The sequence below is a fragment of the Ruegeria sp. C10 genome (assembly GCF_056537805.1).
Map to the genome: position 1 here is coordinate 222565 of NZ_JBQFSC010000002.1, position 17781 is coordinate 240345.

General features: G+C 58.9%; 17 protein-coding genes. 6 read left to right on the forward strand and 11 right to left on the reverse strand.

Annotated features, from left to right (window positions below; translation table 11 throughout):
• Positions 1-29: 29 nt before the first annotated feature.
• From ACR0DE_RS09500 to ACR0DE_RS09525, 6 genes are all read right to left on the reverse strand, one after another.
• On the reverse strand, positions 30-1331 hold the full coding sequence (locus ACR0DE_RS09500; RefSeq protein WP_170646353.1) for a pyruvate dehydrogenase complex dihydrolipoamide acetyltransferase: 1302 nt from the start codon (positions 1329-1331) through the stop codon (positions 30-32).
• A 1-nt stretch (position 1332) separates the two neighbouring features.
• Positions 1333-1593: a hypothetical protein gene (locus tag ACR0DE_RS09505; RefSeq protein ID WP_170403080.1), complete on the reverse strand. Its 261-nt coding sequence runs from the start codon at positions 1591-1593 to the stop codon at positions 1333-1335.
• Positions 1593-2966 carry a pyruvate dehydrogenase complex E1 component subunit beta gene (locus tag ACR0DE_RS09510; RefSeq protein ID WP_480752852.1) on the reverse strand — a complete coding sequence of 458 codons (1374 nt, stop codon included), beginning with the start codon at positions 2964-2966 and terminating at the stop codon, positions 1593-1595. Before ACR0DE_RS09510 ends, ACR0DE_RS09505 begins: the two co-directional genes overlap by 1 nt.
• A gap of 15 nt (positions 2967-2981) precedes the next feature.
• On the reverse strand, positions 2982-3971 hold the full coding sequence (gene pdhA, locus ACR0DE_RS09515) for a pyruvate dehydrogenase (acetyl-transferring) E1 component subunit alpha (protein WP_480752855.1): 990 nt from the start codon (positions 3969-3971) through the stop codon (positions 2982-2984).
• Between the two features lie 172 nt (positions 3972-4143).
• The gene (locus ACR0DE_RS09520; RefSeq protein ID WP_170403077.1) at positions 4144-4443 is read right to left on the reverse strand and encodes a septum formation initiator family protein; all 300 of its coding nucleotides are present in this window, start codon (positions 4441-4443) and stop codon (positions 4144-4146) included.
• 130 nt (positions 4444-4573) lie between these two features.
• Positions 4574-5764, reverse strand: coding sequence for a phosphoglycerate kinase (locus ACR0DE_RS09525; protein ID WP_480752859.1), 1191 nt, complete (start codon positions 5762-5764; stop codon positions 4574-4576).
• Positions 5765-5899: 135 nt separating this feature from the next.
• Here ACR0DE_RS09525 and ACR0DE_RS09530 point away from each other — a divergent pair, with 135 nt between their 5' ends.
• Both ACR0DE_RS09530 and ACR0DE_RS09535 read left to right on the forward strand, forming a co-directional pair.
• Positions 5900-6406 (forward strand): peptidylprolyl isomerase, encoded by a 507-nt coding sequence (locus ACR0DE_RS09530; protein WP_170396522.1) that lies wholly within the window; start codon positions 5900-5902, stop codon positions 6404-6406.
• The gene (locus ACR0DE_RS09535; protein ID WP_480561360.1) at positions 6399-6947 is read left to right on the forward strand and encodes a peptidylprolyl isomerase; all 549 of its coding nucleotides are present in this window, start codon (positions 6399-6401) and stop codon (positions 6945-6947) included. Before ACR0DE_RS09530 ends, ACR0DE_RS09535 begins: the two co-directional genes overlap by 8 nt.
• Positions 6948-6998: 51 nt before the next feature.
• Here the strand turns inward: ACR0DE_RS09535 and aqpZ are convergent, their stop codons facing one another.
• Positions 6999-7688 (reverse strand): aquaporin Z, encoded by a 690-nt coding sequence (gene aqpZ / locus ACR0DE_RS09540; protein WP_480561361.1) that lies wholly within the window; start codon positions 7686-7688, stop codon positions 6999-7001.
• 239 nt (positions 7689-7927) lie between these two features.
• On the opposite strand from aqpZ, the gene ACR0DE_RS09545 reads away from it, so the two are divergent.
• Complete coding sequence (locus tag ACR0DE_RS09545; protein ID WP_480752862.1) at positions 7928-8293, forward strand: cupin domain-containing protein; 366 nt, start codon at positions 7928-7930, stop codon at positions 8291-8293.
• 176 nt (positions 8294-8469) lie between these two features.
• Here the strand turns inward: ACR0DE_RS09545 and ACR0DE_RS09550 are convergent, their stop codons facing one another.
• The 4 genes from ACR0DE_RS09550 to ACR0DE_RS09565 form a co-directional block, all read right to left on the reverse strand.
• Positions 8470-8970: a bactofilin family protein gene (locus ACR0DE_RS09550; RefSeq protein WP_480752864.1), complete on the reverse strand. Its 501-nt coding sequence runs from the start codon at positions 8968-8970 to the stop codon at positions 8470-8472.
• Positions 8960-10285: a DUF5930 domain-containing protein gene (locus tag ACR0DE_RS09555; protein WP_170512951.1), complete on the reverse strand. Its 1326-nt coding sequence runs from the start codon at positions 10283-10285 to the stop codon at positions 8960-8962. Before ACR0DE_RS09555 ends, ACR0DE_RS09550 begins: the two co-directional genes overlap by 11 nt.
• 178 nt (positions 10286-10463) lie before the next feature.
• On the reverse strand, positions 10464-11282 hold the full coding sequence (locus tag ACR0DE_RS09560; RefSeq protein WP_480753776.1) for a ferritin-like domain-containing protein: 819 nt from the start codon (positions 11280-11282) through the stop codon (positions 10464-10466).
• Between the two features lie 85 nt (positions 11283-11367).
• A complete protein-coding gene (locus ACR0DE_RS09565; protein ID WP_170396533.1) occupies positions 11368-11829 on the reverse strand; it encodes a peroxiredoxin family protein in 462 nt (153 codons plus the stop codon).
• 68 nt (positions 11830-11897) lie between these two features.
• On the opposite strand from ACR0DE_RS09565, the gene ACR0DE_RS09570 reads away from it, so the two are divergent.
• The 3 genes from ACR0DE_RS09570 (at position 11898) to ACR0DE_RS09580 (ending at position 17750) form a co-directional block, all read left to right on the forward strand.
• Complete coding sequence (locus tag ACR0DE_RS09570) at positions 11898-15281, forward strand: YhdP family protein (protein WP_480752868.1); 3384 nt, start codon at positions 11898-11900, stop codon at positions 15279-15281.
• A 44-nt stretch (positions 15282-15325) separates the two neighbouring features.
• The gene (gene queA / locus ACR0DE_RS09575; RefSeq protein ID WP_480753778.1) at positions 15326-16372 is read left to right on the forward strand and encodes a tRNA preQ1(34) S-adenosylmethionine ribosyltransferase-isomerase QueA; all 1047 of its coding nucleotides are present in this window, start codon (positions 15326-15328) and stop codon (positions 16370-16372) included.
• Between the two features lie 106 nt (positions 16373-16478).
• A complete protein-coding gene (locus tag ACR0DE_RS09580) occupies positions 16479-17750 on the forward strand; it encodes an MFS transporter (protein ID WP_170422201.1) in 1272 nt (423 codons plus the stop codon).
• The last annotated feature ends 31 nt before the right edge of the window (positions 17751-17781 follow it).

Consider the following 17781-nt stretch of genomic DNA (forward strand, 5'->3'; position numbering starts at 1 on the left):
CGGCCTTTTTTGTGCATGATCTTCTGAGCTTAGGCCAACATGACCATCGGATTTTCCAGGTTGTCGACGATGGCTTGTAGCAGCTGAGCGCCAAGCGCGCCGTCGATGACCCGGTGATCGACCGACATGGTGACGGACATGACGGTTGCGACCGTCAGTTCTCCGTCATCGCCCACGATGGGTTTTTTGAGGCCGGTACCAACTGCGAGGATACCTGCATGCGGCGGGTTCACGATGGCATCGAAATTGTCGATGCCGAACATGCCGAGGTTCGAGACTGCGAAAGTACCGCCTTGGTACTCGTGCGGGGCCAGCTTGCGCTCGCGGGCGCGTCCGGCGAGGTCTTTCATCTCGGTCGACAGCGCCGACAGCGATTTGGTGTCGGCATCTTGCAGGACCGGAGTGAACAGACCGCCCTCGATGGCGACGGCAACAGCCACATCCGAAGGTTTCAGTTGCAGAACCCGGTCGCCCGCCCAGACGGCGTTGCATTCGGGAACCTGCTGTAGTGCGTTGGCGACGGCTTTGATGATAAAGTCGTTGACGCTGAGCTTCACACCCCGGCCTTCGAGTTGCTTGTTCAACTGGCTGCGGAACTTGAGTAGCGCATCCAGCTTAATGTCGCGACGCAGGTAGAAATGCGGGATGGTCTGTTTGGCCTCAGACAGACGCGCGGCGATGGTCTTGCGCATGCCATCGAGTTTGATCTCTTCGTATTCGCGGCCTTCGTACATCTTGGCCACGGCGTCCGCCGATGGACCTGCGGGAGCGGCGGCGGTTTGGGCGGCTGCAGCAGCAGGCGCAGGTGCCGCTGCAGGTGCGGCTGTGGCGCTTTCCACATCGGCTTTGACGATACGGCCATGCGGGCCAGAACCTGAGATTTGAGCCAGATCTAGACCCTTTTGCGCGGCAATCCGACGAGCAAGGGGGGAGGCAAAAATACGACCACCATCCGCTTTGGCCGGTGCCGCTGGGGCAGGGGCGGGCGCCTCGGGTGCCGCCGGTGCGGCAGCCTCGTTGCCCGCTGCGGCAGCTGGCGCAGCCGCGGGAGCAGCGGTTGGCGTTGCACCGATATCATCAGCGCTTTCTCCATCTTCCAGCAGGACTGCGATGGCGGTGTTGACTTTAACGCCTTCGGTTCCCTCAGGAATAAGGATCTTGCCGACGGTGCCTTCGTCAACGGCCTCGAACTCCATTGTTGCCTTGTCGGTTTCAATTTCGGCCAGCAGATCGCCCGAGGAGACGGTGTCGCCTTCCTTGACGAGCCATTTTGCAAGTGTGCCTTCCTCCATCGTCGGGGACAGGGCAGGCATCAGGATTTCGGTGGGCATTTCAGCGCTCCTCAATCAGAGTAATTTGGTCAAAGGGCGCTTTGGGGCGCCCGGTGCCGCGTGCGAGTGTCGCAATCGCAGCCTCGATTTTGTCTTTGTTCTCCGCCATCCAGACATAGGCGGTCTGGTGTGAGGGGCGCGCGCCGATCAACCGCATATCCGCCGCCAGTCGCTCGGGTACAAGCGCCCGCACGATGCGGTTGTCGATGTCAATCTCGACACGGTAGCATTCGGTTGCTGGATCGCGGCCCCTGATCTCCATTACCGGTAGGTCACCTGTTTCACCGCAGCGATCACCTCATCAGTGGTGATCAGCGCCAGCTTTTCGAGGTTCGCCGCATATGGCATCGGAACATCTTTGCCGGTGAGGGTGATGACCGGGGCGTCGAGATAATCGAACGCTTCCTGCATGACCACCGAGCTGATGTAGCTACCGACGGAACCTTGCGGCCAGCCTTCTTCGACAGTCACAAGACGGTTGGTTTTCATCACCGAGTTGATGATCGCACCGGTGTCCATCGGGCGGATAGTGCGCAGGTCGATCACTTCGGCGCTGATGCCGTCTTCGGCCAGTTTGTCTGCGGCTTCCAGCGCATATTGCATGCCGATGCCGAAGCTGACGATGGTCACGTCAGAGCCTTCGCGCCAGATGCAGGCCTTGCCCAGCGGGATGGTCAGGTCATCCACTTGCGGCACGTCGAAGGAGCGGCCGTAGAGGATTTCGTTTTCCAGGAACACAACCGGGTTCGGGTCGCGGATGGCTGATTTCAGCAGACCTTTAGCATCGGCTGCGGAATAGGGCATCACCACTTTGAGACCGGGCACCTGCATGTACCATGCGGCGTAGTCCTGCGAGTGTTGCGCGGCCACGCGGGCAGCGGCACCGTTAGGGCCACGGAATACGATCGGACAGCCCATCTGACCGCCAGACATATAAAGCGTTTTGGCGGCAGAGTTGATGATCTGGTCAATCGCCTGCATGGCGAAGTTGAAGGTCATGAACTCGACAATCGGTTTCAGCCCGCCAAAGGCCGAGCCGACGGCGATGCCAGTGAAGCCGTGTTCAGTGATCGGGGTGTCGATGACACGTTTGGCACCGAATTCATCGAGCAGGCCTTGAGAGATTTTATAGGCGCCCTGATATTCAGCGACTTCTTCGCCCATCAGATAGACATCTTCGTCGCCACGCATTTCTTCGGCCATCGCGTCGCGCAAGGCTTCGCGGACGGTTTGCTGCGCCATCTCGGCGTCGGCAGGCCAATCGGGCGACAGATCCACAACCGGAGCAGCGGGGGCTGCTGCGGCAGGAGCGGGGGCCTCAACCGCCGCAGGGGCGGCTTCGGCCTCCGCTGCGGCTGCGGGCGCAGCCACGGGCAGGGCGGAGGCGTCTTCACCATCTTCGACCAGGATCGCGATAGGGGTGTTTACTTTGACCCCTTCGGTGCCCTCGCTGATCAGAATCTTACCGACGATGCCTTCATCGACGGCTTCGAACTCCATCGTCGCCTTGTCGGTTTCGATCTCGGCCATGATGTCGCCCGAGGATACGGTGTCGCCTTCCTTGACCAGCCACTTGGCCAATGTGCCCTCTTCCATCGTGGGCGAAAGGGCGGGCATGAGAATTTCGGTTGCCATGTCTTATTCGTCCTCTCAGGCGTAGATATCAGTCCAGAGCTCGTGCAGCGACGGCTCGGGGCTTTCTTTCGAGAATTCGGCGGCCTGATTGACGACCTCTTTGATCTCTTTGTCGATCGCCTTCAGGTCATCCTCGGTCGCGTGTTTGCCGGTCAGCAGCAGCTCGCGCACGTGCTCGATCGGGTCGCTTTGTTCGCGGACCTTCTGAACCTCTTCGCGTGTGCGGTACTTGGCCGGGTCAGACATCGAGTGGCCGCGATAGCGGTAGGTTTTCACCTCGAGGATGTAGGGACCTTTGCCCGCACGGCAGTGGGCGACCGCTTTTTCACCTGCGGCTTTGACGGCCAGCACATCCATGCCGTTCACCATTTCACCCGGTATTCCGAAGGCTTGACCGCGGTGGTAGATGTCGGCCGAAGAGGTCGAGCGTGCTTGCGCGGTGCCCATGGCATACTGGTTGTTCTCGATCACGAATACCACCGGCAGTTCCCAAAGAGCAGCCATATTGAAGGTCTCGTAGACCTGACCCTGGTTGGCCGCGCCGTCACCGAAATAGGTGAAGGTGACGCCGCCGTTTTCTTTGTACTTGTCAGCAAAGGCCAAACCCGCACCCAGCGGAACCTGTGCGCCGACGATGCCATGGCCGCCATAGAAATTCTTCTCTTTCGAGAACATGTGCATCGAGCCGCCTTTGCCTTTGGACAGCCCGCCTTCGCGACCGGTCAATTCGGCCATTACGCCGCCCGGGTCCATTCCACAGGCCAGCATGTGGCCGTGATCGCGATAGGACGTGATGCGCTTGTCGCCTTCTTTGGCCGCGGCCTCAAGGCCGACAACAACCGCTTCCTGACCGATGTAGAGGTGGCAGAAACCCCCGATCAGACCCATGCCGTAGAGTTGACCTGCCTTTTCCTCGAATCGGCGGATCAGCAGCATCTCGCGGTAATATGTGGTCAGTTCTTCCGCAGAAACATTTGGTTTCTTTGTGGTTTTTCGCGCAGCCATAGTGGCGATCTCCCCCTTTCGGCAAGATAGTTTAGCGTTAAACTATCTCATAGAGCATTTCACACGTTCTGGCGAGTACTAATGTTACGCGAGGGCAGGATACGCGAGTTGCGGCCTGCCACAGCTTATCTTCCGGGCGTTAAGGTACAGAGATTCTTAGTCAAAAATTTCGTCAGCGGATGACGATCTCATCCGCGCGGATCATGCCGAGCACTGAGCGGGCCTGTTGATCCAGCAGATCGAGATCCAGATAGGTGTCTGACAGTCGGCGGGTCAGGTTCTCCATCCGCTCGATCTCGGCGTTCAGCTGCGCCAGATCGCGAGACAAAACATCGCGTTCGGCGGCAATCTCGACTCGGCGAAACAGACCGTAATCCCCTTGAACGGCGGCAAAGGTGAAATACACCCCCAGCATGAAGGCGATTGAGAAGAAAATGAAAGCCCCTAAACCGGGCCGATTGGAACGGGACACTGTGTTAACCGCCGTGTGAAATACTGCCTCAGAAACGCACCCTTTTTGGATGTCTCGACGCACTATGTCACAGGTGATTCGGGTTGTGAATCCCCTGAGTAGAAAAAGCTGAGACCTGAGGTTTGAGCGCTTATAGTTCCAGCGCAGCCACACCCGGCAAGGTCTTGCCTTCCATCCATTCAAGGAAGGCACCACCAGCAGTAGAGATATATGAGAAATCCGTTGCCGCGCCCGAGGCGTTCAGTGCGGCCACCGTGTCACCCCCACCCGCGACCGAGGTCAGCTTGCCATCGCGGGTTAGTGCAGCCGCCTTCAGCGCCGCCGCATTGGTTGCGGCATCGAACGGGGTCAGCTCAAACGCCCCCAGTGGGCCGTTCCAAATCAGGGTCTGGCTTTTTTCCAGCACTTCGGACACGGCTGCGACGCTTTCGGGACCGGCGTCCAGGATCATCGCGTCCGAAGGGCACTGATCAGCGGGCAGAACCTGATGCGGCGCGTTGGCCTCGAACACTTCGGCCACGACGATGTCGCGCGGCAGGACGATCGTACAGCCTGCGGATTCGGCCTTGCCGAGGATTTCGGCGGCGGTATCGGTCATGGCGTGCTCGGCCAGCGATTTGCCGACATCGATCCCCTGCGCCAGTAGGAATGTATTCGCCATCCCGCCACCGATGACCAGATAGTCAACCTTCTCGATCAGGTTGCCCAGCAGGTCCAGCTTGGTCGACACTTTGGCGCCCCCGACAACCGCTGTGACAGGCCGCTTGGGCGCGCCCAGGGCGGCCTCAAGTGCGCTCAGTTCCTGCTGCATCAGGCGTCCGGCACAGGCGGGCAGCAGACGGGCCAGCGCCTCGGTCGAGCTGTGGGCGCGGTGCGCGGCCGAGAAGGCATCGTTGCAATAGATGTCGCCCAGCTTTGCCATGCCTTGGGCAAGTGGGACGCTGTTCTTGGTCTCCTCGGCATGGAAGCGGGTGTTTTCCAGCAGCAGAACCTCACCTTCCGCCAGGGCGGAGGCTGCGGTTTCAGCCTCATAGCCTACGCAATCATCGGCAAAGCGCACGGGAACCCCGAAAGCGGATTCAAGTGCTGGCACAAGCTGCTTCAATGACAGCTCGGGTACATGCTGACCACCGGGGCGTCCGAAATGGGCCAGCAGGATGGGTTTACCGCCTGCGGCGAGGATATCGCGCACGGTTGGCACGATCCGTTGAATGCGGGTGTCGTCGGTCACCACGCCATCCGCGACCGGTACGTTGATATCCACGCGCACCAGAACCCGCTTACCGCCAAGATCCATATCGTCCAGAGATTTCCAGCCCATCGCGCTCATCCTTGCCCATTGCATCCAGTTTCAGCGGTTCTTTTCCTGCATTTTGCGTTCAGGTCAATGCGTCACTTGGCATTCGCGCGCCCGCGTCATAGGTATTTGCGCAAGTTTCAAAGACAGGAGAGCCAGATGGCCGAGATCAAAGACCCCGAAAACACGATCATCATTGAGCTGAAAGACGGGAATGTCGTTATCGAACTGCTGCCCGACGTGGCCCCTCAGCACTCGGCCCGCATGAAAGAGCTGGCGCGTGGTGGTGAATATGACAACGTCGCCTTCCACCGTGTGATCGACGGGTTCATGGCGCAAACCGGCGATGTGCAGCATGGCGACATGGAAGACGGGTTCAACATTCGTATGGCGGGCACCGGTGGATCGTCGCTGCCGAACGTACCTGCCGAGTTCTCGAAACTGCCCCATGATCGCGGCACGTTGGGTGCGGCACGCTCGGCCAACCCGGATTCGGCCAACTCGCAGTTCTTCATCAACTTCAAGGACAACCATTTCCTGAACGGTCAATATACCGTGTATGGCCGCGTCATCGACGGGATGGAGCATGTAGACGCGATTGTGCGTGGTGAGCCGCCAGCGAGCCCCGACCGCATGATCAGCGTTAAGGTGGCTGCTGATGCATAAGCTGGCTGCAGTTTTTGCCTTGCTGGCCAGCCCTGCGCTGGCAACCGGGCTTGAGATTGAGATCGAGGGCGAGGGGGCCAATGGCACCGTCACCGTCGACCTGTTCGAAGATATTGCGCCCAAGCATGTGGAGCAGATCACCGCTCTGGCCTCTGCTGGTCAGTACGATGGGGTTGTGTTCCATCGTGTGATCGATGGGTTCATGGCGCAGACCGGCGATGTTGAGTTTGGCCGTGTCGGTGGCGACATGCGTCGTGCGGGTACGGGTGGATCGGATCGCCCTGATCTGCCTGCTGAATTCTCGGATTTCAATTATGACCGGGGCGTCGTGGGTATGGCGCGGGCGCAGGACCCAGACAGCGCGAACTCGCAATTCTTCATTATGTTCGAGCCCGGCCCGTTCCTGAATGGTCAGTACACGGTTGTCGGTCAGGTGACAGAAGGGATGGACGTGGTCGATGCGATCAAGCGGGGCGATGGCCCTAATGGCGCAGTGATCGGACAACCGGATGCGATGAAAAAGGTCACTGTGACCGAATAAAAGAAAACCCCGGCGCGCTTCTGCGGGCCGGGGGTTCTTGATGCGGCCGGGTCAATCGTCCTCCGACATCGCCCGCCAGATCAGTGCGCCAATCGCACCGCCGATCAAAGGTGCCACCCAGAAGAGCCACAGCTGCGCCAGTGCCGGACCATCAGCAAACAACGCCACGCCGGTTGACCGGGCAGGATTTACGGAGGTGTTGGTCACCGGAATCGAGATCAGGTGGATCAGCGTTAACCCCAAACCAATCGCAATCGGGGCGAACCCGGCAGGCGCGCCGCTGGAGGTCGCACCGAGAATGATCACGATGAAGAACGCCGTCATGACGATTTCGATCACCAAGGCCGACATCATCGAATAGCCTTCGGGTGACGCCTCGCCATACCCGTTCGACGCGAACCCTCCAACGCCCTCAAAACCCGGCGCTCCGCTGACGATCAGATAGAGCACGGCTGCTGCGGCGATCGCTCCGATCACCTGCGCGATCCAGTAGGGGATCAGATCTTTGGCATCGAACCGCCCTCCGATCATCAGCCCAAGACTGACCGCCGGGTTAAAGTGCCCGCCCGAGATATGACCGACCGCATAAGCCATGGTCAGCACCGTCAGGCCGAAAGCAAAAGAAACGCCCAGCCAGCCGATGCCGACATCAGCAACACCTGCAGCCAGCACCGCGCTGCCACAGCCACCCAGTACCAGCCAGAATGTACCGAAGAATTCGGCCATGAGTTTTGATGACATGAAAAGCCCTCCAGAAATCAATGACTTTAAGGTTAATTCAAAAAACGCCTTTTGTGAAACTGTGAGAATGCGGGGAATTTTCCTTCAAGACACGTCAGATAGGGGGACTGTTAGGGAATATGCTTTTTCCGGTGAGCTGGCGATTGAGAACGACACACTCGGCCCAACTTGCGTTTTTCTCCTTTGCGCCCCAATGTCCGGTATCGGTTGTGGGCTTGCGATGTGGTGGGGGTATCAAGGTGAAGTTCAAAAAACTGTATTCGGATGCTCAAGGCGAAAGCCATTGGAAAGACATCGAAGTCGAACTTGAAGAGCAAAGCTTTGCACCACCTGCGAAAGCAATGGAGATTTCAAAGCCAGAAGCTGTCAAGCAAACCATGTTCTTGAGACTCAAGAAGGGTTGGGATGAGCCAATTCATCCCACACCTGTCGCTCAAAAGCTCATTTGTCTTTCTGGTTCAGTGCGCGTGACCGCGAGCGACGGGGAATTCAGAGATATTGGTCCGGGTGACGTCTGGCATATGGAAGACAAACACGGCAAAGGCCACCACACAGTAGTAACAAGCGATGATGATTTTCTTTCGGTGATCGTTCAGTACGAGTAGCGGGGGCAGCGCAGACCAAGCCCTCCTGATCAACCAAGCGCATTGCGGCACTTGCGCGGTGTAAGGCCGCTTCGTCCCGCATTGAGGTCATTGTTAGATTTAGACGAACACCCCAAAACAAAAAAAACGCCGCAGTGTATCCTGCGGCGTTGCTGATTGGTCTTGCCGATAAGTGTTTACTGCTTCACTTCCGCCGCCGGGTTGGCACCCGATTTGCCGCTGCGGCCCGGGTTCAGCGGGTCGTCCTGACGCTGCACCGAACCTTCGAAATGCGCGCCGCTTTCAATGGCGATGGTCTTGTGGATGATGTCGCCTTCGACGCGGGCGGTCGAGGTCAGGCGGACCTTCAGCCCGCGGACGCGGCCCACGATACGGCCGTTGACCACTACGTCATCTGCAGTGACTTCGCCCTTGATGGTGGCAGTCTCGCCGATGGTCAGCAGATGGGCGCGGATGTCGCCTTCGACGGTGCCCTCGACCTGGATATCGCCCGAGGTCTTGATGTTACCGGTAATGTGCAGATCCGAGGACAGCACCGATGCCGGTGGCTTGGGCTTGGGAGGGGTGCTGGCCTTTGTTTCAGCCGGTGCAGGTGTTGCCGGAGTGGCCGGAGTGGCCGGTTTTGCTGCCTCAGTCTCTTTCGACCCGGGTTCGTTGATTTTGCTCTTAGAAAACATTTCTCGCAGCCTTGATGTAAGTCATTGGGTTCATGGGTTTTCCGTTCACGCGCACCTCATAGTGCAGATGCGTGCCGGTCGATCGTCCGGTGGTACCCATATCAGCAATATGGTCCCCGCGCGAGACCCTTTGGCCAACCTTAACGCGAAGATTGCTGTTATGAGCGTAAAGTGTCTCAATCCCGAAGGCGTGTTTGATTTTCACCAGCTTTCCGAAACCGGATTGCCAGCCCGCATGGGTGACAACGCCATCGGCGGTCGCAAAGATATCGGTCCCGCGAGGACCGGCGAAATCCGACCCGTTATGCATGCGCCGGCCGCCGGTTTTGGGGTCGCGGCGGGTTCCGTAGCCACTGGTATAACGGACAGCGGCGCGCACCGGGCTGGCGAAGGGGGCCTTTTCCGCAGCGATGCGATAGAGGTTCAGCTGGTCCATCTGTTCCAGCAGGATATTGGCGCGGATCTGGTCGGGGCTCAGTTCCTCACCGCGGGTGCTGAAGGATAAAGGGGTCAGCGGACCGCCCATACCGCTATATCCGCGCCGAACTTCGTCGAGGATACGATCTGTTGGCATGCCCGCGCTGCGGAACATCTTGTCGAGAGGTTCGACCGAGATCAGCATCGCCTCTTCCAACTGGCGGAAAATCTCGTCGCTGCGCTCCTGCATCAGGCGGATTTCAAGCTCGAGCTCGTCACGCTGGTCCAACGCGCCTTGCGCATCGGCAGCGATCTGGTCGCGCTGCGCCGCGGTCCGGGCCAGGGCATCGGTCATAAATGCCATCTGTTCCGGGTTTGCCGATGCCATCGCATAAGCCGCGTCCGCATCAGTGCTGGGTTGCAGTTCGGCCAGTTTGGTCCGCGCGTCTTCGCGCTGCTTCATAGTGGCACGCAGCGTGGTTTGGATCACCTCGATGCCGGTTTCCAACTCGCGCCGGCGGTTCTCGGATTCCAGCAATTCGGACTGCATGACCGAAATCTGTTCCAGAGCTGCGTTAAACCTGTCATGTGCAGCCAGCGCTTCGGCCGCACGCGCATCGCGCTCTTCCGACAGGATGTTCAGACGTTCTTGATACGTAGCCTGATCGCGCTTGGCCTGTTCCCGGAAATTGCCCGATCCGATGCTGTCCATCAACAGAACTGACGTGGCAATCGCGGTCCAGGCGACCATCACCGACACACCGGCGACTGCAGCGATCTGAGTTTCAGAACTCAGTCGGATGAACCGCGTGTCGTTGTCAGATTTCAGAAAAACACGGCGCTCTGGAAAGTGCCGCTCGAGCAGTGAGTGTAGTTTAATTGCCAGACGTGTCCGCACGCGTCCTACCTCAATTGTCCCCATATCTCGGAGCCGGTCGTGAGTGAGTAGCCGCTCCTTGACGCGATTGCATAAAGCGGTCGAGGCATTCGGGCAAGTTTGTTAACCAATCAAGAGCTATGAACGGAGAATTACCGCACGTGATCGGCGAGAACTTGCCGATAGCGAGCATTTGCTGTCAGTCCGACACAACTCCGGGTGGTGGCAGGTCTTCGGTCAGGGGCCAATAGAAATCTGGCGGCAGTCCGGCCTCGGCCCGTTTCTCTTCGTTAAATGGTGGTTTCAGCGCGCCGTGGAAATAGCGGCGGACGAGGGCGTGGAATACATCCTTGGGGTCGGCATTCTCGCGCCCGCACAAGAAGTGGAACCATTTCGAGCCATAGGCGACGTGACCAACTTCCTCGGCATAAATCACTTCCAGTGCAGCGACTGCGTCGTCAGCCTTGGCCTTGCGGAAGATGTCGATCATTCCGGGGGTCACGTCCAACCCACGTGCCTCAAGCACCATTGGGACGACGGCAAGACGACCCATAAGATCCTGTGCGGTGTCCTCGGCGGCGCGCCACATGCCTGCATGGGCGGGCAGGGCGCCATAGTGGCTGCCCATCTGTTCGAGGCAGTCGCAGACCATCTCAAAATGGCGCGATTCTTCTTCGGCGCATTTCACCCAATCGTCATAGAAGCCGATGGGCATGGGCACATCCCCGAACCGGGCGATGATGTCCCAGTGTAGATCAACGGCGTTCAACTCTATATGCGCGACAGCGTGCAACAATGCGATGCGGCCGGCCTCGGACCCCGCCCTTCGGCGCGGTACATCACGAGGCGACAACAGTTCGGGCTTTTCAGGTCGCGCAGGGTATAGCGGTGGCTTTGCGGTGCCCACTTCGATCTTGGGCGCGTCGCCCTGCCGGGCTGCGAACCAGGCAGCGGCGTATCGTTTGGACAGGGCGGTTTTCTCGCGACCGACTGATGTGGTCAAAACCTCGGTCGCCATTTCGGTCAGTGTTTTTGACACGCTTGCCCCCTTACGCTGCACTCCGCGTGGGTCATACCCTTGATGCCCGCGCGGGTCGAGAGGGCTAGAGCGCGCGTGCGGCCTCCAGCACTTCGTCCACATGACCCGGCACTTTCACCTTGCGCCAGACGCGGGCGATTTTTCCATCCGCATCAATCAGAAAGGTCGAGCGTTCGATGCCCATGGATTTGCGTCCGTACATGTTCTTTTCGACCCAGACGCCATAATCTTCGCACACGCTCTGACCCTCATCGGACAAAAGCGGTGTCGTCAGGCCGTGCTTGGCGACAAATTTGTCATGCTTTGCCACGGTATCGCGCGAGATGCCGAAAACGTTAGCACCCGCATCCGCAAAGGCTTGTAGTTGTTCCGAGAAACCGATGGATTCCTTGGTGCAGCCCGGCGTATCATCGCGGGGATAGAAAAACAGAACGACCGCGCGGCCACGCTGTTCCGACAGGGTCACCTCGCCGCCGCCGTCGCGAGGCAGTGTAAAGTCGGGTGCGATGTCTGAGACTTCGGGCATATTCAAACTCCGGCTGAGAAATTAACGGTTGCCGCATATCATAGGGCTCCGTTGACAGGTTGAAAGGCGTGAGACGCAAATTGGTCCAGCAAGAACAGCAGGATGACACGAAGGCGGATAAGAAACCCCGCCGTCGGTCGCGGCGTCGGACCGCAGGCCTGTGGACATTGCGCGGTGTCTTCATCCTTGGATTTCTGGCACTGGTCACCGGCTTTATGGTTGTCGGCCAGCGCATGCACGCGCCGGATTGGTTGCGCGACCGGGTCGAGGCGCGCCTTGATCAGACATTGGGTGGCGTCAAAGTTCGGTTCGGCGATGTCAGTTTCATCATTCATGAAGGCTGGCGTCCGCGACTGCGACTGACCGATGTTCGTATCAGCGATGCGGACGGACGGCAGATTGCCGAAGTGTCCGACCTGCGGGCCAGCCTGTCGATGCGCCCGTTGTTGCGCGGGCATGTGCGTCCGAAGCGGATCATACTGCAAGGCGCGCAGATTGCACTGACACGAGGTGTCGATGGAGCGCTGTCGCTGACCGTCGGTGCCGGAAGTGCGCCGGTCGGTCAGGCCCGGAACCTGGCGCAGCTGATTGAATCATCGGACGAGGTGTTCCAGGCGCCTATTTTGTCAGCCCTGACCTCGGTCGAACTGGATGCAATCACGCTGGACTATCAGGACCTGCGGTTGGGCCGGTCCTGGGTGCTGGACGGCGGGCGCATTCAGGCCAACCGCAGCGCGGGTGAGGTTCGTCTGGCCACCAATTTCTCGGTGCTGGCCGGTCGCGATTATGTCAGCACGATCGAGGCCAACTATACCAGTTTGCTGGGCAGTCCCGCTGCGCAGTTCGGCATCTCGATCACCGATCTTCCCGCCGAGGATATCGCAGGCCACAGCCCGGCGCTGGCATGGATGCAGGTACTTCGCACACCGATCTCAGGTGCTTTGAGGGGTGGCATTGATACTGAGGGCGCGCTGGGGCCGGTCTTTGCCACGTTGAATCTGGGTGCAGGCGCCGTGCAGCCCACGCCTGAAACAACACCGATCAAATTCGACGCGGCGCGGACGTATTTTACCTACGACCCGAAACAACAGGCGCTGGATTTCAATGAAGTCTCGATCCAGTCTGCCTGGGGTACGGTGCAGGCAGATGGCAAGGCCTTTCTACATGGGGTCAAAGCTGGCGGGTTGGACAGTATGTCGGGGCAGTTCCGCCTCAGCGGGATTGAGATCAACCCGGCCAATCTGTTCCCCGAAGCACTGAATCTGACGCGGGCCGATGTTGATTTCCAGATGAAACTTGCGCCGTTCCGTATACAGCTGGGGCAAATGACGGTTGAAGACGGTGCACATCGCGCACGGCTCAGCGGGTCTCTGGCTGGTTTGACCGACGGCTGGGTCGCAGCCATTGATGCACAGATTGATCGGATGAGCTCTGATCAGCTGTTGAACTACTGGCCCGAACGACTTGCCTCGAAACCGCGCCTTTGGGTCACCGACAACCTCTATCACGGAGAAATGTCCGATCTGGATTTCGCCCTGCGTCTACGGCCCGGCGAAAAGCCGGACATCTATGCGGATTTCGAATTCGACGAGACCGAGATTCGGTTCGCCAAGACGTTGCCAACTATCCAAGACGCGCAGGGGCAGGCCAGCCTGCTCAACCGGCGCTTTACCGTCTCGGCGCAAAAGGGGATTGTGATCGCGGATGAAGGAGGTACCGTTGATGCCTCGGGCACCTCGTTCATCATCCCCGATACCGGCATCAAAAAAACCACCCCGGCCATTGCGCGGATTAAGGCCAGCGGCAGTGTAACCGCAGCCATGTCATTGCTGGACCGGCCGCCGCTGCAACTGCTGACCAAGGCCAATCTGCCGGTGGATCTGGCCGACGGTCAGGTCAGTCTGAGTGGAACGCTTTCCTTGCCGTTGATCAAGGGCCTGAAGCTGGAAGATACCAGGTTCCATTTCGTTGGCGAGTTGTCGAATTTGGACAGCAGCAAGCTGGTACCCGGATTTGAAGTCAGCGCAGACCGATTGGACCTGAGCGGCGACCAGACGCAAGTGGCCATCCAGGGCGAGGGGCTGTTTGGTGTGGTACCGGTTGAAGCGCTTTGGCGGCAGCCGATCGGAGGCGAAACCCCGCAGCAAAGCGAACTGACAGGTCAAATCGAATTCTCCCCGCGTCTGATGGAACAAATCAATGCCGGACTGCCGCGCGGCATGTTGACCGGAGAGGGGATCGCCGATTTCAGCCTGAGTCTTGGTGCGGGTGAGCCCCCGCGCTTGTCGGCACAGTCCGATTTGGTTGGCGTCGCGTTGGCGATCCCTGAGCTTGGATGGCGCAAATCAGCCAGCACTGGCGGCTCTCTGACTGCCGAGGCCACGCTGGGCGCTCAGCTAAGTGTCGATTCCCTTCGGATCAACGCTGCTGGTTTGCGGACAACTGCAGCGATCTCGTTCCGGGATGGCGGGTTCGAAAGGGTACGGTTCAGCACGTTCGAACTGGGCGACTGGCTTGCAGTTCCGGCGGAATTGATTGGGCGTGGTGCCGCGCTGCCAGATATCCGTGTGTTGGGCGGCGTGCTTGATCTGGGAAAATCCACCATCGGTGAGGGAGGTAGCAGCGGAGGTGCTGCCGGGCCCGGGCCAAAGCTGGATGTGAAGCTGGACCGACTACAAGTCACTGAATCCGTTGCGTTGACCGGGTTGACTGGCTCGTTTCAAACCACTGGCGGACTGACCGGCAGCTTTGCGTCGCAAGTCAATGGCGGTGCAGCGATCCGCGGACAGGTCACCCCGCGCGCGTCCCGATCTGCGGTTGGTCTAACCTCGGACGATGCGGGGGCAGTTCTGCGATCAGCGGGGGTTCTGACGCAGGCACGCGGTGGAACAATGCAATTGCAGCTGGATCCGATCGCAGAGCCTGGAAATTATGACGTCGACCTGAAAATCAAAAATACGCGGATCACGGACGCCCCGGCCATGGCAGCGATATTGAACGCGATCAGTCTGGTGGGGTTGCTGGATGAAATGGCGGGGCAAGGTATTTTCTTCGCAGCCATCGACAGCAAAATGCGTATCACTCCGACCGAGGTGAAGGTGCTGAGCGGTAGTGCCGTAGGTCCATCAATGGGGCTGTCCTTTGATGGTACGGTCGATACTGTAGCCGGGATGCTGAACCTGCGCGGCGCGATTTCACCGATCTATCTGGTCAATGCTATTGGCAGCGTTCTGACCAAAAAGGGGGAAGGCATCTTTGCCTTCAACTACACGCTGTCCGGACCGCTGTCCGACCCGCAGGTTTCGGTCAATCCTCTGTCTGGGCTCGCACCTCTGTTTCTGCGCAACCTGTTGCGCGAGCCTGCGCCAACGGTCTCGGATGGCCCGAATGCCACACCGGATCGATCTGGCGAACCCAATCCCGCCTTCCAGACACGTGGTGAGGATCGCTGATCTGAGCTGTGGCCGAATCTGTCGGGCCGATGTATGGCGCGGCCATGAAACTCAGCGACTTTGACTTCCACCTGCCCGAACACCTGATTGCCACGCGTCCCGTCAGCCCACGCTCGTCAGCGCGACTGCTGCTTGAGCAGGGTGATGCTGTTCAGGACCGGCACGTGTTCGATCTGCCGGACATATTGCAGCCCGGGGACCGTCTGGTGCTGAACGACACCCGCGTCATTCCCGCTCGCCTCAGCGGTCGCCGCCACCGTGACAGCGCGCAAGGGCCGGTATCTGCCGCGATTGAGGCAACGTTGCTGGACCCGCAATCTGATGGTTGTTGGGCCGCGCTGATCAAGCCGCTTAAGAAGATCAAACCGGGCGAAGAGATCGTATTCTCAGACGATCTGAGCGCAACCCTGGACCGAGTTGCCGATGGCCAAGCCTATCTGCGCTTCAACCTGACCGGAGAGGATTTCGATCAAGCGTTGGAGCAGGCCGGCGCGATGCCGTTGCCTCCCTACATCGCAGCGAAACGCGCGGCGGATGAACAGGACAAGACCGACTACCAAACTGTGTGGGCGCGAAACTCCGGAGCCGTAGCGGCCCCAACCGCGTCCTTGCATTTTGATGATGCGCTTTTGCAGGCGCTATCGGAGCGCGGTGTCGAGTTCACGCATGTCACGCTGCATGTGGGGGCAGGCACATTTCTGCCGGTCAAAGTGGAAGACGTGACCACCCACAAGATGCACGCCGAATGGGGACGGGTCAGCGCGCAGGCCGCTGCCGAGATTGCGGCAACCAAAGAAGCAGGCGGGCGCGTTATCCCGGTGGGCACAACCGCCCTTCGACTGATCGAAAGCGCAGCACGACGCGGCCGGATCGCGCCGTGGGAAGGCGAGACCGATATCTTCATATACCCAGGTTTTGAATTTCACGTCACTGATGCGCTGATGACCAACTTCCACCTGCCGAAATCCACATTGCTGATGCTGGTTTCGGCGTTGATTGGGCAGGATCGGGTCAAGTCGGTCTATGACCACGCTATCGCAGAAGAATATCGCTTTTTCTCATACGGCGACGCGTCTCTGCTGATACCATAGTCGTATCTTGGCCATCTGCGCCCTTACAATGTCGTAGACAAGCGCGACGTGCTTCGTCATTGACGGCAAAGCGGACAAAACACACCAGCAATTTTGGATAGGCAGAATGCTTCAGGTTCTTTCCAGCGCTTGGGCGCTTCTTCTGGGAATGGGGTTGCTGATGGTCGGCAATGGCCTGCAGGGCACGTTGCTGGGGGTGCGTGGAGAAATTGAGGGATTCTCGACCCTAGAGATGTCCTTTGTGATGTCGGCCTATTTTCTTGGGTTCCTTGGCGGCTCGCGTCTGGCACCGGAAATGATCCGCCGCGTGGGGCACGTGCGCGTGTTTGCGGCGCTGGCCTCGTTCATCTCGGCGGTCATGATCATGTATCCGATGCTGACCGATCCAATTGCATGGTCGATTGGCCGCGTGATTATCGGGTTCTGTTTTTCGGGCGTGTATGTGACCGCGGAAAGCTGGCTGAACAATGCCGCAAACAACGAGAACCGAGGGCAGGCGCTGTCGCTTTATATGATGGTGCAGATGACAGGTGTGGTGAGTGCCCAGGCCTTGTTGCTGGTCGGTGACCCGGCAGGATATGAGACCTTTGTCATCGCTTCTATACTGGTTTCGATCTCATTTGCGCCTATCCTGCTGTCCATTTCTCCGACCCCGGCGTTCGATACCACCAAACCGATGACATTGCGCCAGCTGATGGAAACATCGCCGCTGGGCTGCGTCGGCATGTTCTTGCTTGGCGGGATATTTTCAGCGCAATTCGGGATGAGCGCCGTTTATGGCGCTCAGGTTGGATTGAGTCTGGTCGAGATTTCGACCTTCGTAGCGGTGTTTTATATCGGCGCCGTAGTCCTGCAATATCCGTTGGGCTGGATGTCCGACAGAATGGACCGCCGTCTGCTGATCATGCTGGTGGCCGCTGTTGGTGGGGTAGGCGCCGTGATAGGCATGATACTGGGCGTCACTTTCACCATGCTTCTCGTAGCTGCCTTTATCATCGGCGGCATGACAAGCCCGCTCTATTCTCTGTTGATCGCGTATACCAATGACTACTTGGAGTATGACGATATGTCGGCGGCTTCGGGCGGTCTGGTTTTTATTAACGGCTTGGGCGCAATCGCAGGTCCAATTATCACCGGTTGGCTGATGGGGGCTGGCGTGCTCGGCCCACAAGGCTTTTTCCTGTTCATCGCGGCGCTGATGTTCATCATGGCCGCCTATGCGGCCTATCGTATGACCCAGCGCGTCTACAAACCCGTGGATGAAACCGGATCGATTGCCCCGATTTACCCGACATCTTCGCCCGTTGCTCTGGAAGTTGCGCAAGAGGTCGCCATTGAGGCAGCCCAGGACGAGCAGGATACGCAAGAACCCGCCTGAGCGCCGGAAATGTGACTTTTGTGTTGCAATA